20 protein-coding genes, 2 tRNA genes and 3 pseudogenes are annotated in these 22,052 nt (G+C 69.4%); 10 read left to right on the top strand and 15 right to left on the bottom strand.

Annotation, left to right across the window (positions count from 1 at the left end):
* The first annotated feature begins 29 nt into the window (after positions 1–29).
* Both AC559T_RS18280 and AC559T_RS18275 read left to right on the top strand, forming a co-directional pair.
* Entirely contained in the window at positions 30–458 is a 429-nt protein-coding gene (locus tag AC559T_RS18280) for a BlaI/MecI/CopY family transcriptional regulator (protein ID WP_112106044.1), read from the top strand.
* Entirely contained in the window at positions 455–1,429 is a 975-nt protein-coding gene (locus AC559T_RS18275; RefSeq protein ID WP_498869520.1) for a M56 family metallopeptidase, read from the top strand. Before AC559T_RS18280 ends, AC559T_RS18275 begins: the two co-directional genes overlap by 4 nt.
* Positions 1,430–1,517: 88 nt before the next feature.
* Here AC559T_RS18275 and AC559T_RS18270 read toward each other — a convergent pair whose 3' ends face one another.
* Both AC559T_RS18270 and AC559T_RS18265 read right to left on the bottom strand, forming a co-directional pair.
* Positions 1,518–2,936 (bottom strand): serine hydrolase domain-containing protein, encoded by a 1,419-nt coding sequence (locus tag AC559T_RS18270; RefSeq protein ID WP_498869519.1) that lies wholly within the window; start codon positions 2,934–2,936, stop codon positions 1,518–1,520.
* Positions 2,937–3,104: 168 nt separating this feature from the next.
* A pseudogene (locus AC559T_RS18265) lies at positions 3,105–3,710 on the bottom strand (3'-5' exonuclease); the annotation flags it as partial.
* A 233-nt stretch (positions 3,711–3,943) separates the two neighbouring features.
* Here AC559T_RS18265 and AC559T_RS18260 point away from each other — a divergent pair.
* Complete coding sequence (locus AC559T_RS18260; RefSeq protein ID WP_498869518.1) at positions 3,944–5,455, top strand: alkaline phosphatase PhoX; 1,512 nt, start codon at positions 3,944–3,946, stop codon at positions 5,453–5,455.
* 204 nt (positions 5,456–5,659) lie between these two features.
* Here the strand turns inward: AC559T_RS18260 and AC559T_RS18255 are convergent, their stop codons facing one another.
* Positions 5,660–5,965 (bottom strand): SHOCT domain-containing protein, encoded by a 306-nt coding sequence (locus AC559T_RS18255; RefSeq protein ID WP_071066644.1) that lies wholly within the window; start codon positions 5,963–5,965, stop codon positions 5,660–5,662.
* A 286-nt stretch (positions 5,966–6,251) separates the two neighbouring features.
* On the opposite strand from AC559T_RS18255, the gene AC559T_RS18250 reads away from it, so the two are divergent.
* Together AC559T_RS18250 and AC559T_RS18245 are read left to right on the top strand one after the other, a co-directional pair.
* On the top strand, positions 6,252–6,644 hold the full coding sequence (locus tag AC559T_RS18250; protein WP_112107555.1) for a BlaI/MecI/CopY family transcriptional regulator: 393 nt from the start codon (positions 6,252–6,254) through the stop codon (positions 6,642–6,644).
* Between the two features lie 65 nt (positions 6,645–6,709).
* Positions 6,710–7,570 (top strand): M56 family metallopeptidase, encoded by an 861-nt coding sequence (locus tag AC559T_RS18245; RefSeq protein ID WP_498869517.1) that lies wholly within the window; start codon positions 6,710–6,712, stop codon positions 7,568–7,570.
* Positions 7,571–7,628: 58 nt separating this feature from the next.
* Here the strand turns inward: AC559T_RS18245 and AC559T_RS18240 are convergent, their stop codons facing one another.
* From AC559T_RS18240 to AC559T_RS18215, 6 genes are all read right to left on the bottom strand, one after another.
* On the bottom strand, positions 7,629–9,920 hold the full coding sequence (locus tag AC559T_RS18240; RefSeq protein WP_498869516.1) for a heavy metal translocating P-type ATPase: 2,292 nt from the start codon (positions 9,918–9,920) through the stop codon (positions 7,629–7,631).
* A 19-nt stretch (positions 9,921–9,939) separates the two neighbouring features.
* Positions 9,940–10,905, bottom strand: coding sequence for a DUF8832 domain-containing protein (locus tag AC559T_RS18235; protein WP_498869515.1), 966 nt, complete (start codon positions 10,903–10,905; stop codon positions 9,940–9,942).
* Entirely contained in the window at positions 10,902–11,141 is a 240-nt protein-coding gene (locus AC559T_RS18230) for a heavy-metal-associated domain-containing protein (protein WP_368952198.1), read from the bottom strand. Before AC559T_RS18230 ends, AC559T_RS18235 begins: the two co-directional genes overlap by 4 nt.
* A gap of 223 nt (positions 11,142–11,364) precedes the next feature.
* Entirely contained in the window at positions 11,365–12,051 is a 687-nt protein-coding gene (locus AC559T_RS18225; protein ID WP_112107560.1) for a hypothetical protein, read from the bottom strand.
* Positions 12,052–12,322: 271 nt separating this feature from the next.
* Positions 12,323–12,544, bottom strand: a complete 222-nt coding sequence (locus AC559T_RS18220) for a heavy-metal-associated domain-containing protein (RefSeq protein ID WP_071066630.1) — start codon at positions 12,542–12,544, stop codon at positions 12,323–12,325.
* A gap of 46 nt (positions 12,545–12,590) precedes the next feature.
* On the bottom strand, positions 12,591–13,724 hold the full coding sequence (locus tag AC559T_RS18215) for an urease accessory protein UreH domain-containing protein (protein WP_071066631.1): 1,134 nt from the start codon (positions 13,722–13,724) through the stop codon (positions 12,591–12,593).
* 304 nt (positions 13,725–14,028) lie between these two features.
* On the opposite strand from AC559T_RS18215, the gene AC559T_RS18210 reads away from it, so the two are divergent.
* Together AC559T_RS18210 and AC559T_RS18205 are read left to right on the top strand one after the other, a co-directional pair.
* Entirely contained in the window at positions 14,029–14,496 is a 468-nt protein-coding gene (locus tag AC559T_RS18210; protein WP_498869514.1) for a hypothetical protein, read from the top strand.
* A 110-nt stretch (positions 14,497–14,606) separates the two neighbouring features.
* Positions 14,607–15,116: a barstar family protein gene (locus tag AC559T_RS18205; protein WP_498869513.1), complete on the top strand. Its 510-nt coding sequence runs from the start codon at positions 14,607–14,609 to the stop codon at positions 15,114–15,116.
* Between the two features lie 610 nt (positions 15,117–15,726).
* On the opposite strand, the gene AC559T_RS18200 is transcribed toward AC559T_RS18205, so the two are convergent.
* Positions 15,727–16,761 (bottom strand): alpha/beta hydrolase, encoded by a 1,035-nt coding sequence (locus AC559T_RS18200; protein ID WP_368672096.1) that lies wholly within the window; start codon positions 16,759–16,761, stop codon positions 15,727–15,729.
* 36 nt (positions 16,762–16,797) lie between these two features.
* A complete protein-coding gene (locus tag AC559T_RS18195) occupies positions 16,798–17,457 on the bottom strand; it encodes a TetR/AcrR family transcriptional regulator (protein WP_498869512.1) in 660 nt (219 codons plus the stop codon).
* A gap of 162 nt (positions 17,458–17,619) precedes the next feature.
* Here AC559T_RS18195 and AC559T_RS18190 point away from each other — a divergent pair, with 162 nt between their 5' ends.
* Positions 17,620–18,339, top strand: coding sequence for an alpha/beta hydrolase (locus AC559T_RS18190; RefSeq protein ID WP_112107563.1), 720 nt, complete (start codon positions 17,620–17,622; stop codon positions 18,337–18,339).
* 176 nt (positions 18,340–18,515) lie between these two features.
* Here AC559T_RS18190 and AC559T_RS18185 read toward each other — a convergent pair whose 3' ends face one another.
* The 3 genes and pseudogenes from AC559T_RS18185 to AC559T_RS18175 all read right to left on the bottom strand — a co-directional run.
* On the bottom strand, positions 18,516–18,683 hold the full coding sequence (locus tag AC559T_RS18185; RefSeq protein WP_498869511.1) for a hypothetical protein: 168 nt from the start codon (positions 18,681–18,683) through the stop codon (positions 18,516–18,518).
* A 167-nt stretch (positions 18,684–18,850) separates the two neighbouring features.
* A tRNA-Ser gene (locus tag AC559T_RS18180) sits at positions 18,851–18,912 on the bottom strand.
* A gap of 763 nt (positions 18,913–19,675) precedes the next feature.
* A pseudogene (locus AC559T_RS18175) lies at positions 19,676–19,918 on the bottom strand (transposase); the annotation flags it as partial.
* 210 nt (positions 19,919–20,128) lie between these two features.
* Here AC559T_RS18175 and AC559T_RS18170 point away from each other — a divergent pair.
* Positions 20,129–20,202 (top strand) — tRNA-Met (locus AC559T_RS18170).
* Between the two features lie 1,182 nt (positions 20,203–21,384).
* Here the strand turns inward: AC559T_RS18170 and AC559T_RS18165 are convergent.
* Positions 21,385–21,609, bottom strand: a complete 225-nt coding sequence (locus AC559T_RS18165; protein WP_498869510.1) for a hypothetical protein — start codon at positions 21,607–21,609, stop codon at positions 21,385–21,387.
* A 147-nt stretch (positions 21,610–21,756) separates the two neighbouring features.
* Between AC559T_RS18165 and AC559T_RS18160 the strand changes: the two are divergent.
* Positions 21,757–21,918 (top strand): annotated as a pseudogene (locus AC559T_RS18160) (hydroxymethylglutaryl-CoA lyase-like TIM-barrel protein); the annotation flags it as partial.
* Positions 21,919–22,052 lie beyond the last annotated feature (134 nt).

Raw genomic sequence — 22,052 nt, 5'->3', positions numbered from 1 at the left:
CCGCCAGGCAACGAGCGACGGGAGGCACCGTGGCCGGTCGAGCCCGCCCCCGCCCGAGCGGGGGCCTGGAGAGCGAGGTCGTCGCCTGCCTCGCCGCGGCCGACGGGCCGTTGACCGCGGCGCAGGTCCAGGCCGAACTGGGCGATGACCTGGCCTACACGACTATCCTGACGACTCTGACACGTCTGTACGCCAAACAGGCCCTGACCCGCACCCCCCGCGGCCGCGCCTACGCCTACCAGCTGGTCGGCAGCCTGCCCGAAACCCAGGCCGGGCTCACCGCGCGCCAGATGCAGAAGCTGCTCGACGCCGGCGTCGATCGCGCTACGGTGCTGTCCCGGTTCGTCGACAGCCTGGACGAGGACTCCGAACAGATCCTGCGGGACCTGCTCGCCCGACACCCCGAGCCCGACGAGAAGCCGCCGGGACCGGACACCCGGAACCGGAGACCGAGATGACGACGCTCACTCCGGTGTTCCTGCTCGCCCTGGCCCTGTTTCCGGCTGTCGTCGGACTCGCCGGGAGCAGGGCCGCGGCGGGCGCGGCCCGGTATCTCCCCGTGCTCCTCACCACATTCGCGGTGACGGTGTCGGTGGCCGTCGAGACGATGCTGTCGCTGTCCGCGTACCTCGGCACGGTTGATCTTTTTCCCGCGGCGCACCCGCACGACTGGTCGACCCCGATCCTGCGCGCGACGCTGCCGATTCCCCACGCGGCCGGCCTGGCCACAGGGGCGCTGGCGGTCATCCTGCTCGGCCGGACCGGCGTCCACCTCATCCGGGTCGTGGTGGGCGCGCGCCGGACCACGGCCGCGGCCGCGGCGTTGCCCGCGGTGGGCGGACTGGTGATCGTCGACGACACCGCCGCGCACGCCTACGCCGTTCCTGGCCGCAACCGACGCGTCGTCGTCTCCACCGGCATGCTGCGCCTGCTGACCGGGCCGCAGCGTCTGGCGCTGCTCGCACACGAGCAGGCCCACCTGCGTCACCACCACCACCGCTACGTCCAGCTGACCCGCCTCGCCGCCGCGGCCAACCCCCTGACGGCACTGATCGCCCCCGCCGTCGACCATGCGATCGAGCGGTGGGCGGATGCCGCCGCGGTCCGCGCGGTCGGTGACCCGTCCACGGTGGCCCACGCGCTGGGCCGGGCCGCGCTCGGCCGGCCCGCGGCACCGCCCCACCGCCCCGGCGCCGCCCACGATCATCCCCACGGTCTCGGTGCCGCCCACGATCATCCCCACGGTCTCGGTGCCGCCCACGATCATGTCGTCGACCGGGTGCATGACCTGCTCGATCCGCCGCTCCGCCAGACCCGGGCGGGTGTCCTGCTGGCGGTCGCGACGATGCTGTGCTGGGCCAGCACCGCCGCGGTCGTCCTCTACATCCACGGCGTCATCGAACTGGCCGAAGCCACCGTTGCCCGCTGATCCGCATTCCTGGAACCGTGGGAGCCGCGCGTGCGCCTGGCGGCCGCGGTCTGGCACGGACGCTCGGACCGTGCTCCTGGAACGCGGGTCAGTATGTCCGCCAGCCGCCCGGGTCGAGGCCGCCGGGGATGTCCGCGTCCGGGTCGTAGGGCGTGCGGGAGAACACGAAGGTGCCGATGTCCAGGTGGCTGACCGCGCCGTCCGGTGCGCGGACGACGCGCAGTGTCTCACCCGCGTAGTACCCGTCCAGCCCGGTCCAGGTGCCGTCCGCCTCAGCACGGAAACGGGCGCCACGGCCCGTCTGGCTCTGCGGGATGAGCTCCAGCCCACGGTCGGCGCGCAGATGTAGCAGGTGTGGCGACGGGCCCCAGTGCCACAGGCCGGTGAGCGCCAGAAGCGCTGGATCGACGGCCGGCAGCGGGCGCCACGGGTCCGGGATGCGTGGCTCGTGCTCGCCGACGATGCGGATCAGGTCGGCGGCGATCAGCGCCACCGCCGGCCCAGCGGTCACGTTCGCCAGGACGACGGCGGCGACGTCGTCGCGCTGACTCACCAGAACGGCGGCCAGGAACCCCGGCATCGAGCCGAGGTGGCCGTACAGCAGTCGGCCGTCCTGCCGTCGTAGTTGCAGGCCGAGCCCGTAAGAGGTGGTCCAGCCGTCTGCCTCGTCCGGGCCGGAGGCGGGCTGGCGCATCTCGGCGAGGGTGTCGGCGCTCAGAACGGCCTTGTCGCCCTGCGCCAGGAACGCGGCCCAGCGGGACAGGTCGGCGGCGGTCGACCAGAGCTGACCCGCCGGCGCCATCACACCGGTGTCCTCCAACGGCTCGGGCACCATCACATCCGCCCAGGGATGCACCCCGAAGCCGCCGGCGTGCGGTGCCTGTGGGGAGAGCGTGGTCCGGGTCAGGCCGAGCGGCGCCAGCACCTCCTCGTGCAGCGCGTCGCCCCACGGTTGTCCGCGCAGCCGGCTGACCAGCGCTCCGAGCAGCGCGAACCCGGGGTTCGAGTAGTGGAAGCGGCGGCCCGCCGGATGGCGTACCGCCGGCTCGTGGAGCACGTCGTCGAGCAGTGGCCGCAGCGTTCCAGGCGTGCGTTCCCACCAGGGACCGGGCGGCTCGGACGCGAGGCCCGAGGTGTGGCCGAGCAGCTGGGCGATCGTCAGGGCCCCTGCCCCGGCCCCGGCCCCCGGCCCCGCCGCGGTGCCGGGCAGGTGACGGTCCAGCGGATCGGCCAGGTCCAGTACGCCCTCGTCACGCAGGCGCATGACCTGCACCGCGACAAAGGTCTTCGTGATCGAGCCGATCCGGTACTGGACGTCGGCGTCCGGGCTGTGCCCGTCGATCATGCTCCGACCGTCGGCCCAGACCAGCCGGCCGCCGCGCACGACCGCGCCGACCAGCGAGGGCGTGCGCCCCTCCGCCTGCCCGACCGCCAGCCGGTGCAGCAACGCACGGCGGGTGCCCGGTAGCAACTCCTCGGACGACGACTCCTCCGACGGCAAGGTCATCGCTCGTTTCTAGTCCGGCACAGGCGCCAGGACCAGTCCGTTTACGGAGAACCAGCCCGTTGGCCCGGGCGACCGCGCCGAGCCAGCACGCGGACGGCCCTGGCCTTCTCGGCCGCTGTCGCAGGCGCGCCCCGGTAGCACGACCCGGGAGCGACCGTCGCGGGCGGATCACACGGGGCGGATCGCCGGATCGAACGGGGCGAGGAACGGGCTCTGGGGGCCATGCCAGGAGACCGACAACTCCTCCCGCGCCCGGGTACACGCCACGAAGAGCAGACAGCGCTCTCGCTGGACGTCCTGGGCGTGCGCGATTCCGTCCTCCCCAGCTGGCGTTACCGCGCTCGAGGCGGGAACCTGGCGCTCGCCGACGCCAAGAACCGCCAGGCACCGGAACTCCAGCCCCTTCATCCGGTGCATGGTGCCGACCACGACCACCGGTATGCCGAGTTCCCGCAGGCTCACGCGGTTGTGGTGAATGCGCTGGCTGGCATCGCCAGCGACGAAGATGTCGTCCGCGCCTGGCGCGACCGCCGCCCGCAGGAAGCGCCACTGCACCGGGCTGAGGTCCTGTGCCTCGTCGATCACGACATGCCGGTATGGCCGTTGTGGCCGCTGTTCCAGCAGGCATGCCGCCTCGACACAGATCATCTCATGAGTCCAGCGGCCGGAGGCGCGAAGATCTCGATCGAAATGCTGCCAGGCGGCCCACACCTGTGCCCGCCGACGAGGCCCGAGCGGACGGCCCCGCCCGACCCGACGTGCCACCACGGTTCCGTCCGACGCGCAGACCGTTTCCCCAGCTGGCGGGCTCCCGGGGGAAGCATCGACCGCGATCTATTAACGAATCCTTCATATCGATGCCACCTGTTCCCACCTGCGGCGGTACCAGAAGGACTGGGAGGGTCGGCCGCGGTGGCCGTCCAGCTTCCGGCGACATACCTCCTTCACAGCCGGGGGCTGACGGTCACCGTCATGCAGGGCTGACGAGGGATGTGGATGTGACTTCGATGGACAGGCGGACTCTGCTGGGACGCGGAGCGGCCGTGGCAGGCGGCGCGGTCGTGGCCTCGGCGCTGCTGCCGGCACTGGACAACGCCGCGCTGGCAGCGTCGCCGGCTCGGGGCGGCAGCGACCAGGCGGGTGGATACGGCCCGCTGTCTCCCCTGGTGCCAGCCAACGAGCCGACCGGCCAGCCGTACCTGGCGCTGCCCGCCGGGTTCAGCTACGTGGTGTTCGGCAAGACCGGCACCCCTCTGGTCAGCGACCCTGGGACTCTCAACGGGACCAGCCATGACGGGATGGCCGCCTTCGCGCTGCGCGGCGGCAGGGTCCGCCTGATCCGCAACCAGGAGGACCGTCAGCCGGCCGGTAGCGGCTCGGTCGCCGGCCCGGCGGCCACCAAGTACGACCCGAAGGCGTTCGGCGGTGTCACGGTCCTCGACTACGACCCCAGGACCCGCACCCTCGTCAACGACTACATCGGACTCAACGGCACCATCGTCAACTGCGCGGGCGGCATCGCCTACCGCGGACGGGGCTGGATCACCTGCGAGGAGACGATCGCCGGGCCGGCCAACGGCTACGACAAGAAGCACGGTTACGCCTACCTCGTCCCCGCCGACGCGGGGAAGACCGTGCCCGCGGTGCCGCTGACCGCCCTCGGCCGGTTCGCCCACGAGGCGGTCGCCGTCGACGACCGGACCGGCTTCGTCTACCTGACCGAGGACGGCGGTTCCGGCCGCGGCTCCGGCTTCTACCGCTTCCTCCCGAAGGACCCGAACAAGCTGGAGAAGGGCGGTCTGCTCCAGATCCTCGCGATCAAGGGCCGCGCGCAGGTCGACCTCCGGCAGGGGCAGAAGGCCTCCGCCTGGCTGCCCGTCGAATGGGTCGACATCGACGACCCGGACCCCGACACCATCGTCGAGGCGGACAAGCCCGGGGCGACGAGCGTGTTCGCGCAGGGCTGGGCCGGGGGCGGCGCGAAGTTCAACCGCCTCGAGGGCATCTGGGCGGCGAAGAGCACGATCTTCTTCTCCTCGACCAGCGGTGGTGACGTCAAGAACGGTGACGTGAACTCCGACGGGTACGCCGAGGGCTTCGGCCAGATCTGGGAGTACGAGCCCGGCAGGGGGCAGGGCACCCGCGGCGGACGCCGGCACACCGACGGGGGGCGCCTGCGTCTGGTGTTCGAGTCCCCCGGCGGCTCCGTCCTCGACTCCCCGGACAACATCACGATCAGCCCGAAGGGCAGCCTGCTGCTCTGCGAGGACGACGCCTCCGACGACGGGGACCTGCACCCGCTGGCGCCCGGCGTGGAAGACGTGAACCGGCTGATCGGCCTGACCCGGGCCGGGAAGACCTTCGAGTTCGCGGTCAACCACTTCAGCAGCGCGGAGTTCGCGGGCGCCTGCTTCGCCCCCGACGGCAGGACCCTGTTCGTGAACGTGTTCGGTGGCGTCGAGGTGGGCAGCGGCTTCACGGCCGCGATCACCGGCCCGTGGAACCGCGGCGCCCTCTAGCCACACCGTGCCCTCTTCGGTGTCGGAAAACGACACCGAAGAGGACCTGTGAGCTACGGCGCGGGAACGGCCCGGTAGTAGGCCCAGCCGCGGCTCCGCGGCTTCGTGTGTGGGCGGCTTCGTGTGTGGCCGTGGCCATGGCCCTCGCGGTTCCACGTGGTCGAGCACCACGTTTTCGAGGCGGTGCTCCGGCGTGCCCTGCGGTCAGTGTTTGACGAGGCGGGCGGTGTCTCGGAGGGTCGCCAGGCGGGCGCGGTACTCCTGTTCGTCGATCTCGCCGCGGGCGAAGCGGCCAGCCAGAACCTCCTCGGGTGAGGGTACGACTGGTCCGTGAGCGGCTCCGGGCTCGCTGGACGAGCGCGTTGCAGGACGTCTCCGTTCGTCGGAGCGGATCAGGGCCCGCACGAGCAGCACCGCCCCGGTGATGAGCACAGCCCAGAACAGCAGCATGCCCATGGACATGGCGAACCAGCCCCAACCACTGATATCATGATCATTCCAGTACATCATCACGCAGTTACCTCCCGGAGCGGCGGGGTGACAGCAATGCGGTAAGACCCGCACCGCGCCCCTGCCCCTGCCCCTGCCCCTCAAAGCGTGCGCCCTCCGCCGTGGGAGCGCAGGGGACGTTCGCCCCAGCGCGTCCGGCCAACCGGCAGGCCATCTCGGTACACACAGGCCATCTCGGTACACATTCGTCTCCGGCAGCCGCCTGGTCGGCCCGCCCCGGGTAGGACCGCGCCCGCGTCAGCGAGAGCTGTGATGGCATACGGGCGAGTGTGTCGAAGGGAAACGTGTGGAGCAGTTGACTGACCTGGAAGCCGCGATCATGGATCGGGTGTGGTCCGCGCGAGGTCCGGTGGCGGTCCGCGACGTCCGGGAACTGCTCAGTCCGACCCGCGTGCTGGCCTACACCACGGTCATGACCGTCATGGACCGGCTGTACCGCAAGGGCTGGCTGACCCGGGAGCGCTCCGGCCGGTCCTACCACTACCAGCCCGTCCTGAGCCGCAGCGCGCACACGGCACGGATGATGCGCTCCGTGCTCGCGGAGGCTGACGATCGTGGTCTGGCGCTGCTCCACTTCGTGGAGGCGATGGATCCCGGCGAGTACGAGACGTTGCGGGAGGCGGTGCGCTGGCATGCCGGCAACCGTGGCGATGACGGCGAGGGCCCTGCGCGACGATGATTTTCGGGATTCTGATCCTTTACATGGTTGCTGTCGCGTGGGGCCTTCCGCGTTGTCTTCGTGGCATGTCGTGGACGTCGCGCACCCCGCGGCTCGCGGTCGCCACCTGGTTGGCGGGAACGGTGTCGGTCGTGTCCATGGCGGTGCTGACCGGTGCGCTGCTCGTCGTGCCCCTGCACTCGATCGGCGACATCGTGGTGCTGCTCGTGCAGTGGTGCGGGTGGACCGAGCACGCCTTCCCCGTCCTTCCGCCGTGGACAGCGCCGCGGCTGGTCGGGCTGGGCCTGGTCGGGCTGGGGCTGCTCCGGCTCGTGCAGGTCGGTGTCGCGGTCACGCATGCCCGGTGGGCGGACCAGGCCCGGCACCGGCACGACGTCCGGCTTCTGGGACGGTTCCATCCCCGGCTGGGGATCTACGTCCTGGATCACACGAGACGCGGGGCGTTCTGCCTGCCCGGCAAGGGAGGCACCGTCGTGGTCACCCGCGGGGCGCTGCGTGTCCTCCAGCCCGCGGAACTCGACGCCGTGATCGCCCACGAACGCGCTCATCTGACGGGCAGGCACCATCTGATCCTCACGGCGGCAGCCGTGCTCGCCCGCGCGTTCCCGACTGTGCCGCTGTTCGCCGTCGGCCACGAGGAACTACGCCGACTCGTCGAACTCGCCGCCGACGACAGCGCGGCGCGCCGCAGCACCCCACGCGTGGTTGCCCAGGCCGTGCTGCGGCTCGCCGCTCCTCCCAGTCCTCTGCTGGGGATGGCGAACACCGCGGTACACCAGCGGGTGATCCGTCTCATGGCCGACCGTCCGCCGCTGTCTCGCTCCACGGTCCTGGGCCGCGTGCTGCTCGTCGGCCTGCTGCTGGCTCTCCCCCTGCTGGTGACGACCATCCCGGCGTTGAGCGACCTGACAGACCACTGCGCATGACCGCCTTCTCCGTGGGACGGGGACCGACTCGCCGCCAGCGCCGGGGCATCCGACTCGATCAGATGCCTCTCGTGTCGCCCTGTGCGGCGAACCGTCGCAGCCGCAGGCTGTTGGCGACGACGAACACGGAGCTGAACGCCATCGACGCACCCGCGATCATGGGATTCAGCAGGCCAGCCGCGGCCAGGGGCAGCGCCGCGAGGTTGTAGGCGAACGCCCAGAACAGGTTTCCTTTGATCGTCGCCAGGGTCCTGCGGGACAGCCGGATCGCGTCGACCGCGGCCCGCAGGTCGCCGCGTACCAGAGTGAGGTCGCTGGCTTCGATCGCGACGTCGGTGCCGGTACCCATGGCCAGACCGAGGTCGGCCTGCGCGAGCGCGGGGGCGTCGTTGACCCCGTCGCCCACCATCGCGACGACCTTGCCCTCGGACTGCAGGCGCCTGACCACGTCGACCTTGCCCGCTGGCAGCACCTCCGCGATGACGGTGTCGGGGCCGACGTCGATGCCGACCTCCGCCGCGACAGCGCGGGCGGCGGCCGTGTTGTCGCCGGTGAGCAGTACCGGGGTCAGCCCCAGCCCACGTAGCTGGGCGACGGCCTGCGCCGAGGTCGGTTTCACGACGTCCGCGACGACGAGCACGGCGCGGGCCTCGCCGTCCCAGGCGACGCCGACGGCGGTCCGGCCACCCGCCTCGGCGGCGTCCCTGGCCGCGACGAGGTCCGGCGGCAGCGGCAGGCTCCAGTCCGCCAGGAACGCCGAACGCCCGACGAGTACGGCATGCCCGTCGACGACGCCGTGGACGCCGAGTCCTTCGACGTTGCTGAACTGGTCGACATCAGGCAGGTCGCCGACCTGGTCGCGGGCCGCCCGCACGATCGCGGCCGCGATGGGGTGCTCGGAGGCGTTCTCCAACGCGCCGGCCAGCCGCAGCGCCTCGGTCTCGGCCACGTCGGCGGCGGTGTGGATCTCGACAAGGCTCATACGGCCGGTCGTGACCGTGCCGGTCTTGTCGAGCACGATCGTGTCGACCCGGCGGGTGGATTCGAGTATCTCGGGACCCTTGATCAGGATGCCGAGCTGCGCGCCCCGCCCCGTGCCGACCAGCAGCGCCGTCGGGGTGGCCAGCCCGAGCGCGCACGGGCAGGCGATGATGAGGACGGCGACCGCGGCGGTGAACGCCGCCGCCGCGCCCGCCCCCGCCCCGAGCCAGAAGGCCAGGGTGGCCGCGGCCAGGGCGATGACGACCGGCACGAACACACCGGAGATCCGGTCGGCGAGCCGCTGCGCGGCGGCCTTGCCGTTCTGGGCGTCCTCGACGAGCTTCGCCATCTGGGCCAGCTGTGTGTCGGCGCCGACCCGGATGGCGCGCACGACCAGCCGCCCGCCGGCGTTCACCGTCGAGCCGGTCACCGCGTCGCCCGGTGCCACCTCGACCGGGACGGACTCGCCGGTCAGCATCGAGGCGTCGACGGCGGACGAGCCTTCTTCGACCGTGCCGTCGGTGGCGATTCGTTCGCCGGGCCGGACGACGAACCGGTCGCCGACGGCCAGCTGGTCGATCGGGATCCGCACCTCGGTACCGTCGCGCAGGACCGCGGCGTCCTTGGCACCGAGTTCGAGCAGCGCCTGCAGCGCCGCGCCGGCCCGCCGCTTCGCACGCGCCTCGAAGTACCGGCCGGCGAGGATGAAGGTGGTGACTCCGGCGGCGACCTCCAGGTAGATGTTGCCCAGCCCGTCCCCACGGGCGATGGTCAGCTCGAACGGGTGCACCATCCCCGGCATCCCGGCGGTGCCGAACTGCAGCGCGTACAGCGACCACAGGAACGCGGCGCCGACACCGATCGAGATCAGGGTGTCCATCGTCGCCGCGCCGTGTCGAAGATTGGTCCAGGCTGCCCGGTGGAACGGCCACGCGGCCCAGGTCACGACGGGGCCCGCCAGAGCCAGCGAGAACCACTGCCAGTTCGTGAACTGCAGCGCCGGGACCATCGCCATCGCGATCACCGGAACCGCCAGCACGGCGCTGGCGACCAGACGCCGGCGCAGCGGGCGGGTCGGGTCCGGCTCGGCGTCGGGGACGCCGGCCGCCGGCTCCGCCGTCTGCGGCCGGGGCAGTTCGGCGGTGTAGCCGGCCGCCTCGACCTGGGCCACCAGCACGGCCGGATCGACGCCGCCCGGGGCGTTCACCCGGGCCTTCTCTGTGGCGTAGTTGACCGTGGCGGTGACACCATCGATCCTGTTGAGTCTGCGCTCGACCCGGTTCGCGCAGGACGCGCAGGTCATCCCGCCGATCGCAAGCTCGATCTCGGTGACCGCGACGCCGGACGTGTTCGTCGTCGTGACACTCATGCCAGCCTTCCTCTCCCGGTCAGTGGCTGTGGCCGGCGCCGTCATGGCCGGCCGGCGGCGGGGTGACGGTGACGTCCCGGGCGGCCGGTTCGGCCTGCTCGGCCTGCTCGGTGGGCACGGTGAACTCGACGGTACGGACGACCCCGTCGTGCTGGAAGTCCAGGAACAGCCGGTAGCCGCCCGCGCTGGGCACCTCGGCGACGAACGGGACGTCCGGGCCTGCCGGCCCCTCACCGGGTCCGCCGTCGGGATGTACGTGCAGGTAGGCCAGGTCGCCCTCGCGCAGCGCGACCAGGTGCCCGTAGGCGCCGAGATAGGGCTCCAGGTCCGTCACCGGCCGCCCGTCCCGGCGCACCGTCAGGGTGAGCGGCGAGGCCCGCCCGCTGACGAGGTCGCCGGCGAGCGTCACCTCATACCCGTCCACTGCCGCGGTGCGGGTCGGCACGTGCATGACCGGCTCGAACAGACCGGGGGCGGCCAGGTCGACACCCAGCGTGGTGGCCGCCGCGCCGGTGGGAGCGAAGTCCGCGAACGCCCGGTAGGAGCCGGCGGCGGGCACGCTGAGCGGGACCGACCAGGTCCCCTCGGGCGTCATGCCCGGATGTACATGCTGGAACCCGGTGCCGTCGCGGCGCACCAGGATCAGGTGCATCCGCTTGTCGTGCCTGACGTCGAACGCCGTGACGGGAGCTCCGTTCGGCCCGACGATCCGGAAGGTGAAGTCCTCGCGGGCCCCAGGGGTCAAGCTCGAATCAGTGGGTGTGAAGGTGTAGCCGCCCGCGCTGGATGCCAGCCCGCCCGGCTGTTCCGGGACGGCGGCCCTGACCTCGGAGGCCGTGGCCTCGGAGGCCGTGGCCTCGGAGGCATCGTCGACGCCCGCATCGACCGTGGTCGGAGGGCCGACAGCCATGCCGACGCCGTAAGCCCCTGCGACGAGCAGGGCGAGTGCCGCGCCAAAGGCGGACAGCTTCACCGCCGCGTTCACCTCACACCAGCTCCTTCGGGCGCCGGCCTCAGCCCGGCGAGCCGGTAGCCGGCCTCTTCTACCGCGGCACGGACCTCGGCCGGGTCGACCTGCCGGTCGCTGGTGACGGTGACCGCGCCGGAGCTCAGGTCCACCGCCACGTTCGTCACGCCCTGGATGTCGCCGACCTCCTCGGTGACCGAGGCGACGCAGTGCCCGCAGGTCATGCCAGTCACGGTGTAGGTGGTCTCGCTCATCAGGAGCTCCTCTCTCGGGGGCCCTGGGCATCGCGTCAGGACTCGACAGGGCGCGACGCCGACGGCCGCCCTCACCATCCCTTCGCGATATACCCATGGGGGGTATTCTGCGTCGAGCAAGGTACCCCATGGGGGTACCTCGTGGGAAGCCCGGGGTGCGACCGCCGTCGCCCCGGTCAGACAGTGCGTGCGGCTGGATGTGGAGCCGGGGACGTCGGGATGCTCAGTCGTCGTGAGGTGCGGTACCCGGGGGGTGGGGGTGGTTGGGAGCGGGCTGGGACGGCGGCTCCTGCTCACGGGTTTCGCCTGCCGCGGGCGACGGTCCGGTCGTCCCACCCACGCTGTCGTGTGGGAGCTCCGGGGGATCATCGTCCGAACTGTGAGAGTGGGGAGCGGACTCGTCTGTCATCTCGTGGCCGTGGCTGTCACCGTGACCGTGTGACCCGGCGAGTTCGACCGCGGGCAGGGTGAAGCCGGTGACCCCGGCGCCGACGGCACCGATCACGGCAGCCGCGCTGAGCGAGGAACGGAACCCACGCGCGTGCCGCGCCCGGAGGGACCACAGAGCGAGGACGCAGACCGCCGTCTGAAAGGCCACCGCGGTGAGGTCGACCCTGTCGACCTGTTCGGGCATACCGGCATGGGGACCGACGGGGAAACCCGCGGTCCGGCTGAGGACCCACACCAGGATCACCCCCGCGTTGACCAGCAGGCCCGTCGCCACCGTCCGTCGGCCGGCGCTCCGCATCACGGCGAGGGCCCAGCCCGCCTGGAAGACCGCGGTCGCGAAGAAGAAAACGCCCGACAACGGCCAGGAGGTGAAATGGCTCGGCGCGACAGCGGCATGAGTCGCGGCCGCGCCGAGCGAGGCGAACGCCGCCACGATTCTGCGCGCCCCGATGTCGGCCATGATCCGGGTCTCGGCTCTCCGCCGGCCTCCCGCATGTCTCCGTCCCTCGGCTTCGGCCTGGAACAGGGACGAGTCGGGAACGGGCCTGGATGGCTCGTGGAACGCCGCCCGGCGGATAACGAGCGGCGTGGTCGGTGGACCGTCCACTGCCCGGCTCACCCGGTCGCGCAGGACAGCACAGTCATGCCGGCCTCCTGGTGGTAGACGTCATGGCAGCGGACGATCCTGGACCGGGGCCGGTCAGCCTGCCCGACAGGTTCTGGCCGGTCCGTCACGGCAGCGGCGAGGCCCTGTAGCCGAGTTCTTCGATCACTCTGACCACGTCCCGCGGGCTGTTCCGGCTCAGGTCCAGCTCGACCGTGGTGCGTCCCTGTTTCAGAGTGGTCCGGGTGCTGCGAACGCCCGGTAGGTCCTCCAGAGCGTCGTCGATGAGCAGCGAACAGCTGGCACAGTGCATTCCTTCGACGCGGAACGTGTGTGTGGTGGCGGGCACTGTCGGGTACTCCGTTCTCCTTGTACAGCCGAAGGCAATCTGCTCGTCAGACGACGGTGATGACCCCGGTGAACATCCCCATGCCGCACGCGTAGCGCAGCTTCCCGGGTTTCAGCGCCCCCAGATCGATCGTCGTGTCGCCCTCGACCGGCAGGACCTTCTCGACGTCGCGGTCCGGGATGACAAACGACCGGATGCAGCCCTGCGCGTTGTCCGAGTGCACCACCAGCGTCGTGGGCACACCTGCCTGCACCTGGACGTTGCCGGGGCTGTAGGAGTCGGCATCAGCCGTGATCTTCACGGTCTGGCGCCCGTCCACCGTCGACGCGGCCGACGTGTCGACCGGCACCCGGGAGAGCCCGACGGCCTCGGCGAGCCGGTTGGCGGCCAGCGGCGAACCGGCGAGCTGCAGGCCGCCGTTGAGGGTGTAGAGCCCCATCGCCAGCACGACCAGCCCGGTGACCGCGGCCAGCCTGCTGCGCCACGCGGTCGCGGCCCTGCGGGCGGCGTAGCCGAGAACGGCGAACAACGGGCCGGTGCCGAGCACGAACACCCCCATCGTCGCCGCACCCGCCAGCGCGGACCCGGACGCGAGCGCGAGCGCCTCCACCGACAGCGTCACGCCGCACGGAATGAGCACGGTGGCCAGACCGAGCAGCGCCGGTGCCAGCGCCGCCTGGGAACGGGCACGCCTGCGGACGACCCTCATCCACGAGGCCGGCGGCTCGACGACGACGCCGCGGAACCCCGGCACGCCCAGCTGGGCGAGACCGAACACGATGATCAGCAGGCCGGCGCCGATCTGCAGCCAGGTGCGCGCATCGACCGAAAGCTCCACCGCGCCGCCCACGGCGCCCAGCAACGCCCCGAGCAGGACGTGCGAGACAAGCTTCCCGGCCAGGAACCCGCCGACCGGCGCGAGGTCGTCACCGAGCTGAGCACGCCAGTCCGGTTCCCGTACGGCCTGCACCGACCGGATCCCGGAACGGGCCCGATCCCGGCGGACGGCATGGCGGGCCGAATGGCGACCACGCCCAGGCGCGGGACGGGACGGCTCGGCTGCCCCCGCCGCTGCCGCACGCTGCCGGGTGATCAGGCCGGTCAGCAGGCCGCCCTGCACCGCGGCGCAGGACACACCACCCGCGAACAGGCCGGTCACCAGAACAGTTGCGAGATTCACGCAGCCTCCCGCGAGAGTGGACGAGGATGCTCGAAAGATCGCCAGCCGAGCGCGGAGCCCCGCCCGGGCCGCGTGTCGAAACGAGCAGCGAGACCGGGCGGGATCCGGCATGCGGTCCGACGTCAGTTGCCGAACCAGACGGTAAACCACTACATGACGTAGTAGACACCCGGGTCAGCGGTGAGCATCCACGGCGCGGGGGAACCGTGGCGAAGCAGGCCCATCGGAACACCCGGCAGCGTCCGCGACCCGGCACCAAAGCAGGATCTACTACAAAAGATCGTAGACAGAGCGAAGGTTGGCCGTGGGCAGCCCCGCGGGCGGCGTCTGTCGGCCCTGGACGCCACAGGCATCCACCCGCCCCGGCCCCCTCGGACCAAACGCGCTCCGCCACGCCGAACAGCTCATCGCCGCCGTCGCCCCACTCAAGCTCGACCCCGCAGCCGCCTGGACCGTCGACCCCGCCGTCTTACCCCACCTCGCCCACGCTCTCCGCGCCCGCGCACCTGACCGCGATGGCACCACCTTCACCACCGGCCTCGGCACCGTCCTCGACGGCATCGCACGACGCTTCGCCACCCCAAGCCGACATCTGGACGGTACGACCACGTCCGCGACGTTCATCGAATTCTGCAAGCAGCTCCTCCACGACATCGACGGCACCATTTTCCTCATCGTCGACGACCACAGCGCACACAAGTCCGCCGCCGAACTACACGACGGCGCCAAGAAGGCATTCGCTCGACTGCCGGCCACCCCGGAAATCATCTGAGGCTTCTTCCGAGATCCGGACCCGACCTATATCAACATTCCAGCAGCCTGGTTTCCAATTAGTATACTGGCGATCATTACAAGTACTTCACGCGGATTAGGCAGGCAAAAGTGCCCCATAGCCGGCTACCTCACATACTTCTTTCACCACAACCCCCTTGGATTCTCTGCGGAGAAGTACCCGCGCCTCTCGAAGATGCCGACCAGCCGGGCAGTGATGTACGACTGGTGAGCATAAACGGCATTTACATGAGCACCGAGTCGGACATGCATGACGAATTCAGCGAGAAGTGGGACTTCCCCGGTTATTACGGTCGCAACTGGGACGCCATGTACGAATGTCTCACCGACCCGAGTTGGGCACCAGCCGAGGCCTACGTCCTGGAAATCTCCCACAGTTCCCAACTTCTGTCACGGCAACAGCACTCGCTCGAGGTTCTCCTCGGCGTACTCTCGTCCGCAGGTAAAGCATGGACTGCTCCGGGGTCGCGCGGCTGGCCTATTGACGAACGACGAGTGCCGTTCCATACAGTTCTGCGCGATCCAGAACTGACAGACAGCGACCTGGTCGATCTATATTCCCCACCCGGTGTGCCGGTATCTGTCCTGTCGACAGTTTAGCCTGCAGCGGGGCGATCTCCCTGCGATCTATTCGGGGTAACTTTCGCCACCGACAGATTCGCCAATCCGTCATGGTTGAAGCGGTGATTCTCGGGTGGCGATATCGCCACCCGAGAATCACCGCCAGAAGGCCTGCCGGTGCACGGCGGTCAGCGAGGCGGTAGTTGGTCGCATAGCGGGCCTGCATGACCGTCTTCTTCCCGGAGGCGCGGGTGGTCGGGCTGGTGCCGGAGTAGTTCCTCCGGGCCTTGGTGTCGCGGTAGCGGGTGAGGTCGTCCTTCGAGGGACCCAGCACCAGACCGGGTGCTGTCTCACGGCCGCACTGAGATCAGCCGACTTCGGCCACCTTCTCGACGCGCTATCCGCTGGCCAGTTCGCGGCCCTGCGCGCCGCAGGGCCGGCTTACCTGACCAAGTCCGCCGAGGACATCTCACCAGTGCCATGGACATCTTCCTCATGGCGTAGCCGGCGAACTCGCCGGTCGGCAATTACAGCCGTCAGACGCCGACACCGTGAGACTGACCGACGGCGACTCGGAATTCGTGAGGTGCACCTTATTTCGTTCAGTACAGCACACGTCCTGATCGATCCTGGAGGAACAGACCGCCAATCAAAATTTTGACCTCCACCCCGTGCTGGAGTCGACGAACTGGCGTATCTCCCGCTGAATCGCATCGTCCTCGGGGGCCATGCCGAAGAACCCGCCATGACCGCCTGCTTCGGTGACGTGAAGGTGCGCGTCGACGCCGGCTGCGCGAAGCGCCCGGTGCATACGCACGGAGTCCGACAGGAGCAGGTCACGCGTGCCTGTCGTGAGAATCGTTGACACAAACCCCTTGGTGAAGTCGCCGAACAACGGCGATACATAGGGGTTCTTAAGATCATGACCTGCCGCGTACAGGAGGAAGGCGGGCATCGACCTTCGCGGGAGGAGTGGGTCGAGCCCCAGGTTCGTCTGGATTGAATCACCGGACTCGGTGAGGTCCACGACCGGCGTTTTCAGCACCGCGCCGGCAGGTAGTGGGAGGCCTTCGTCCCGCGCTCGCAGGATGAGTGCGGCGGCGAGGTTACCACCCGCCGACGATCCGCCGACGACGATGCGCTCCGGTTGGCATTCCTCCAGCAATGCGCGGTAGGTGGCAAGGCAGTCGTCGAGTGCCGCAGGGAACGGATGGTCGGGAGGCATCCGGTAGTCGACGGCCCAGACGCGGATGCCAGCGCGTGTGGCGGTGCCGACCGCCATGGCGCGGCAGGCTTCACCAGCTCCGTAGATGAAGGCACCGCCGTGAATGTCGAGATAGACGCGGTCGTCGTCTGTCGACAGGTCGATCGGCGTGATGTCGTGGACACGGAACGGGCCGAGGTCGAGTTCCTCTGTCCGGACCGGCGCGTCGGCTGCCCGCGCTGAGAGCGTGGCGCCGATCGTCCGGTCGTGATCGGCGATCAGTGTTCGCCATCCATCAAGATCATCTAATGGCGGGTACCCAGGAGACTGCATCGGGGGCATCGCGAGGACCGCCTGCGCCTCGGCGCTCACCGATGTCGGAACCGGAACATCACGTGCCGGGACGTGCAGGACAGGTCGAAGATCGGTCATCTCCGCTCCGATCAGATCAGTCAGCCGAGAAGGTAGTTCGATGTTCATCGGCTGGCGGCCGGTCCGCCACCGCTTCGAGGATCGTCAACGCTGTGACTTGCCCGGGCCGGTCGCGTCCTGCCGGTCGAGCTGTGCGGGCGGTGTGGGGTACCTGTCGGGCCGCGTCCGTCGCGTCTGTGCCGCGGCCGCAGCGGGCTCGTTGTTTGTGGTGAGGCGGAAGACGGCCCGCTCAAGTGTCGGGAGAATGGCGGTGATGTCGAGCTCGCCGTTCGCGAACTGGCCCACCACGGCGTAGGCCATGTTCGTGAGGATGAGCCCGATGTCGTCAATGTAGTCGGGGTCACCGCCGACCAGGATGGCGCGCGCAACAGGTTCGATGGCGCCCATGGCCTGCTGGTCGAGCTTTCGTCCGCCCGGCCCGTTCCGCGCCCGGTGGTAGGCCTCGAGGATGCGCGGGCTGCGTTCCCACGGCTCGAAGACGTGCCGGAACACCCGCATCAGGCCGTCGTAGAGGGATTCGCCGGGGGCTGGTGGCGACACCGGTGCACAGCTGTTGACCGTCAGCCACTGCTGCAGCGCGGCCACGACGAGCTCGTCCCGACTGGGAAACAGCTTGTAGATCGTCAGCGGCGAGACGTGTGCGCGGCGGACCACCTCACGGATCTGGACGGCGTCATGGCCGCCGGACTCGAGCAGCTCAAGCACCACACGGAGGACTGCATCGCCTGGCCGGGATGCGGGCACCTGGCTCCTCCCCTCGTTCGCCGACAGTCCTTGCTCAAGACATCACCTACGATATCCTGGTTATCCGGATATCTGGGATATCTACACGGTCTACACGATCAGGGGCGGCTCGCGGACCCGCGGGACGGGTCGGCTGTGCCGTCATGGCGAAGGAGAACTCGCATGGCGACGTACGTCCTGGTGCATGGTGGCGGGCATGGCGGCTGGTGCTACCAGCCGGTAGGCCGTTTACTGCGGGCTGCCGGGCACGAGGTCTACGCGCCCACACTCACCGGAGTGGGAGAGCGCGCGCACCTGGCGAGCCCGAAGGTCGACCTCGACTTACACATCCAGGACGTCGTGGCGGTGCTGCACTACGAGGACCTGCGTGACGTGATCCTGGTCGGGCACAGCTACGGCGGAATGGTCATCACCGGTGTCGCCGACCGGGCTGCCGACCGGGTGGGCCGCATCGTCTACCTCGACGCGGCGAACCCCGTGAACGGCCAGTCGCTCGTCGATGTCGCCGGGCCGATCATCACGGTGACCCGGCCACACGGCCAGGTTGTCGACGGTGTCGAGCTGGTCCTCCTGCCGGCCCCGGGTGCGGGGGCCTTCTACGGCGTGACCGACCCGGCCGACCTCGCCTGGATGGACGATCGCCTGACCGGCCACCCGTGGCGGTGCTTCGAGCAGCCGCTGACGCTCGCCAACGAGGCGGCGCTCTGGGCGATCCCGCAGTACCACATCGTCTGTACCTCCACCCTCGCCACCCGCGACGCGGAGCTCATGGAGAAGGCGCGCGCGGCCGGCCGTCTCTGGGCCGTCGACACCGGCCACGACCTCATGATCACCGAGCCGCGGGCGGTCGCCGACGCGCTCCACGAGGTTGCCTCCGCCTGATCAGGTCCGGGCGAGCCGGACAGGATCGAGGTACGGCCGTTTCGGAGTGGACATCGCCGGTGCGGCGTTCAGGCCGGCGACCCGTGGGGCCGCCGGCCTGGACGGCCTGACGTCCTCGGAGTCCATCCGCGCCGGCCGGCACCTCGGCGGGACCGACCGGCGTCAACGCAGCGGCATCAACGCAGCGGCGTTGGGACATAGCGAGCCGGGCCGTGGCCAGGCGTGAGGACGAGCTCGGTTCCCGCCTCCCCGGTGCGAAGAGTGTCGACGGCGGCGGCGACCTCGTCGGCGGAGAGCATCAGAACACCGGCGGCCTGGAAGTGGGTGCGAGCTCCCGCCGTCAACGGCGTGTCGACAAGCCCGGGGCAAACTGCGCCAAGGCGGATGCCCTCACGCGCCAGTCGCCCGGACAGGGCACGGACCAGGCCAAAGTTTGGCTTTGTCCGCACACTGCACATCCGTCAAGCCAGACCACCGACGCGGCGAAACCGCAGGTAGGACAGGGGAAGAGTGGGCAGGGGCGGGGTCGAACCGCCGACCTTCCGCTTCTCAGGCCGAACTGACCGCCATCCCAGCGTCCGTAGACGTACGTTTTCGTGTGCGGAAGGCCGCCGACGTACGTGCCGGTTCGCCAGCGTTGCTAATCCGTTGCTACACCTCAACGAGACGACCAGCGGGGGTTTCCGGCCGCTGCCGCGGCGCTTCCGCTCGCCCCAGCCCGCCGGGCGACAGGGCGCGAGGGCGACCCGCGCGACGCGGGTCAGCAGCTCCTTGATCTCAGGATGGAACCCGAAACTCGCCCACTCCAGAACGCGATCATGAATGTGATCGCCGAGTCAGGTCCGATGACAGTCGCGAACCTCCGCCGTTTCGCGCTGCTCAACACAGTCTTTCGCCCTGAGCATGTAGGTACGGCGTTGCGAGAACTTCGCAAGGACGGCCGTCTCCGCCAGAGTCCCGGTCGGCCAACTCCGGACACGGTCATCGAGTTACCCGCGAGTCAGCAGTCGACGCTGTTCTAGGTCTCCCGACAGGGCGTCGCCTCGCCCTCGAGGATCTAATGTTCCCTCCGGCGTCACTGTTGCGCGGCAGTGTGGACGGTCTCCCGGTGTCGGTCATGCGCGCCCCCTGTCAGGATGGCGGGGACCATGGCCGGGCTGGGGATCCAACAGGGAGGTGAAGGCCACCTGTGGTCATCGCGTCGTAGGCGGTTAGAACGAGGCGGCGGGTGCGGAACTCGCCGAGTGCCTTCTCCCCGTTCTTGCGCAGGACGAAGAACGAGTCGATCGCATGCTCAACCTCGTCCCGGACCAGGCCGTAGAGGTGCAGGTAGGCGGCGCTGCCACGAGGCACCGGGCAGCGTTGACCCGATCGCGTTGACCAGGCCGCGGTGAGCATCGGAGCTCACCAGGCGGATGCCCAACAGGCCGCGGGCGACCAGGCCTCGGAAGAACGCCAACCGGCCGGCCCCATCCTCGCTGCTCACGACGTCGAGGCCGAGGATCTCCCGGTGCCCCTCGCCGTTGACCCCGACCGCGAGCAGGCAGTGCACGATGATCACCTGGCCGTCCTCGCGAACCAGCCGTGCCGCCGCCCGGCTCACCAGAGGTCCCACCAGCCGGCGGGCAGGCCGGGTGCCGATAGGTAGGGGCGCCGAGGTGGCGATGCACCCAGGCGCAGCAGGACAGGGGGCACGGGGTATCGGGCCGACCCGTGGTGGCCGAAAAAACTAGCCGGCCCGCTCGTTTGACATCTGACCTCAGTGCCCCTGTATAGTAAAAAATACCGACGCGGGGTGGAGCAGCTCGGTAGCTCGCTGGGCTCATAACCCAGAGGTCGCAGGTTCAAATCCTGCCCCCGCTACTAGAAATTGCTTCTCCCCGGAAACCACGGTTTCCGGGGAGAAGCTTTTTTGTGTGTTGTTTTTCGGGTTCGGAGCAGTCTCGGCGGGCAGCCCGGAACTGACCGGGTCGATGGAGCCGATCAGGCCGCCGCTCTACCGGCACCACAGGCGCTGGTCGCCCGCCCAGCGCAAGCAGGTCCTCGTGTGTGCCCTGTTCAACGATGTGATCGCCGTCGAGGACCACGATCCGGTCCATGGTCAGCAGGGTCGACAGTCGGTACGCGATGGCGATTACGGTCCGGCTCGCGCAGAGGTTCTCCAACGCTCCCTGGATGAGTTGTTCACTCTCCTGCCGAGTGCACTGGCGGCCTTGTCGAGCATCGGGATGCATGGTCGGAGAGATCGACTACTCCGTCACGATCCGGCTATGTATCCCCCATTTCTGTGGAGCCGACGAGGTGACTCGAACCCCGTTCGATTACAAGGCAGAATATTCCATGACGTAGCATGACGGGTCGTGCTGGACCGAAGCGCCGGCGCACCGACCGGATACGTCTGCGGACGAACACCACCCACGAGAGCGCGGGACGGCGATGTGTGTCGGATGTCCGGAACCTCACTTCCCGGGCATCGGTCTTCGGCGGGGAGGTCGGCGACGGTGCTCTTTGGAACGTCCGCCGCTGCAGCGGACGCTCGGCCGCCTCGCTTCTGCCCATCGTCGCGGTTCAGTCACGTGCTCTGCCCTGCTCCCGTGAGCCCGCGTCTCGTCGGGACCCCTCGGTGTAGCAACGCCCCAATATGTCGCGGCGGACGGTCAGGTGTGGCCAGGTGTGAGCATTTATGCAGGTCAGCGGGGCCACGCCCCGGACCGTCCGCCGTCATGGGGTGACGGTCGTTGCTACATAACGATCTTTAAACAGCTCTAGTCGATCTCAATAGAGAGACAAAAGGCCTAGTCAGAGGGTGGTGGGCAGGGGCGGGGTCGAACCGCCGACCTTCCGCTTTTCAGGTCAAAACGCCTAAACGCTGTGCTGACCTGCATTTTCGCACGACCTCGACGAGCATAACCGCGACAGGAAGATTGTCTGCAACGCCCACGCTACCAGGAGGGCCGGCCGGTAGGGATGTCTCCGCAGCCGCCGGATTTCCGGGACGACGACGGATTTTCCCCACCGCGTCACAGGTGGCCGCTGCTCTTCCCTTCATCTCGTCGGTGCTCGAAGCAGGGTCAGGGTCTGGTCCAGTTCTGCGCGCAGGATGTCGCCGGCCCGCTCGCCGTCCCCGGCAGCTACGGCGTCGACGAGGGCGGCGTGCGCGGCGTCGCCGACAGCCGTGTGCAGGGCGATGTCGGCGTCGGCGAAGGCCGTGTCGTCTTTACCCGCCGCCGCGATCCGACGACCTTCCAGCGCCTTGTGTAGGGCGGCCACGTCCGCACCGGTCCGCCGCTGCGCGGCCAACCGCGCTGCCTTGCACCTCCACGAGCATCCGGACCTCGTAGACGTCACTGACCTCGGCGCGGCGCAGCATGTCCTGCCAGTCCTGCGCCGGCTGCGAGGAGATGGCGACCACGCCAACCGGCGACGGCCGGGATCGTCACCCCGAACGTGTACGCCGACCAGATCGAGTACATGCACCGCAATCTGGACCGGCGGGAGGCCGTGATCCTCTCCGTCCACCCGCACAACGACCGCGGCACCGGGGTGGCATGCGCGGAGCTGGCGCTACTCGCCGGCGCCACCTGTGGATTTCCGTGAAAATCCAGCGGAAATCCACATGCAGAATCTGATGTTTCTAAAATCCATTAGGAATCCACAAAGCGGTTGGTAGCACAGAAATTTGACCGATGTTCATGTAAAGGAAACCGCTCGAA

The organism is Frankia sp. Hr75.2, from assembly GCF_949319125.1.
In the GTDB taxonomy this organism is placed as follows: domain Bacteria; phylum Actinomycetota; class Actinomycetes; order Frankiales; family Frankiaceae; genus Parafrankia; species Parafrankia soli.
The sequence above is the reverse complement of the archived record's forward strand: the minus strand, read 5'-3'. Positions and strand labels throughout refer to the sequence as shown.

Bases quoted from the DNA above. Each gene is read 5' to 3' on its own strand.
- AC559T_RS18275 (WP_498869520.1), top strand. From the start codon at position 455: ATGACGACGCTCACTCCGGTGTTCCTGCTCGCCCTGGCCCTGTTTCCG.
- AC559T_RS18270 (WP_498869519.1), bottom strand. From the start codon at position 2,936: ATGACCTTGCCGTCGGAGGAGTCGTCGTCCGAGGAGTTGCTACCGGGC.
- AC559T_RS18260 (WP_498869518.1), top strand. From the start codon at position 3,944: ATGGACAGGCGGACTCTGCTGGGACGCGGAGCGGCCGTGGCAGGCGGC.
- AC559T_RS18255 (WP_071066644.1), bottom strand. From the start codon at position 5,965: ATGATGTACTGGAATGATCATGATATCAGTGGTTGGGGCTGGTTCGCC.
- AC559T_RS18245 (WP_498869517.1), top strand. From the start codon at position 6,710: ATGTCGTGGACGTCGCGCACCCCGCGGCTCGCGGTCGCCACCTGGTTG.
- AC559T_RS18240 (WP_498869516.1), bottom strand. From the start codon at position 9,920: ATGAGTGTCACGACGACGAACACGTCCGGCGTCGCGGTCACCGAGATC.
- AC559T_RS18230 (WP_368952198.1), bottom strand. From the start codon at position 11,141: ATGAGCGAGACCACCTACACCGTGACTGGCATGACCTGCGGGCACTGC.
- AC559T_RS18225 (WP_112107560.1), bottom strand. From the start codon at position 12,051: ATGGCCGACATCGGGGCGCGCAGAATCGTGGCGGCGTTCGCCTCGCTC.
- AC559T_RS18200 (WP_368672096.1), bottom strand. From the start codon at position 16,761: ATGAACATCGAACTACCTTCTCGGCTGACTGATCTGATCGGAGCGGAG.
- AC559T_RS18190 (WP_112107563.1), top strand. From the start codon at position 17,620: ATGGCGACGTACGTCCTGGTGCATGGTGGCGGGCATGGCGGCTGGTGC.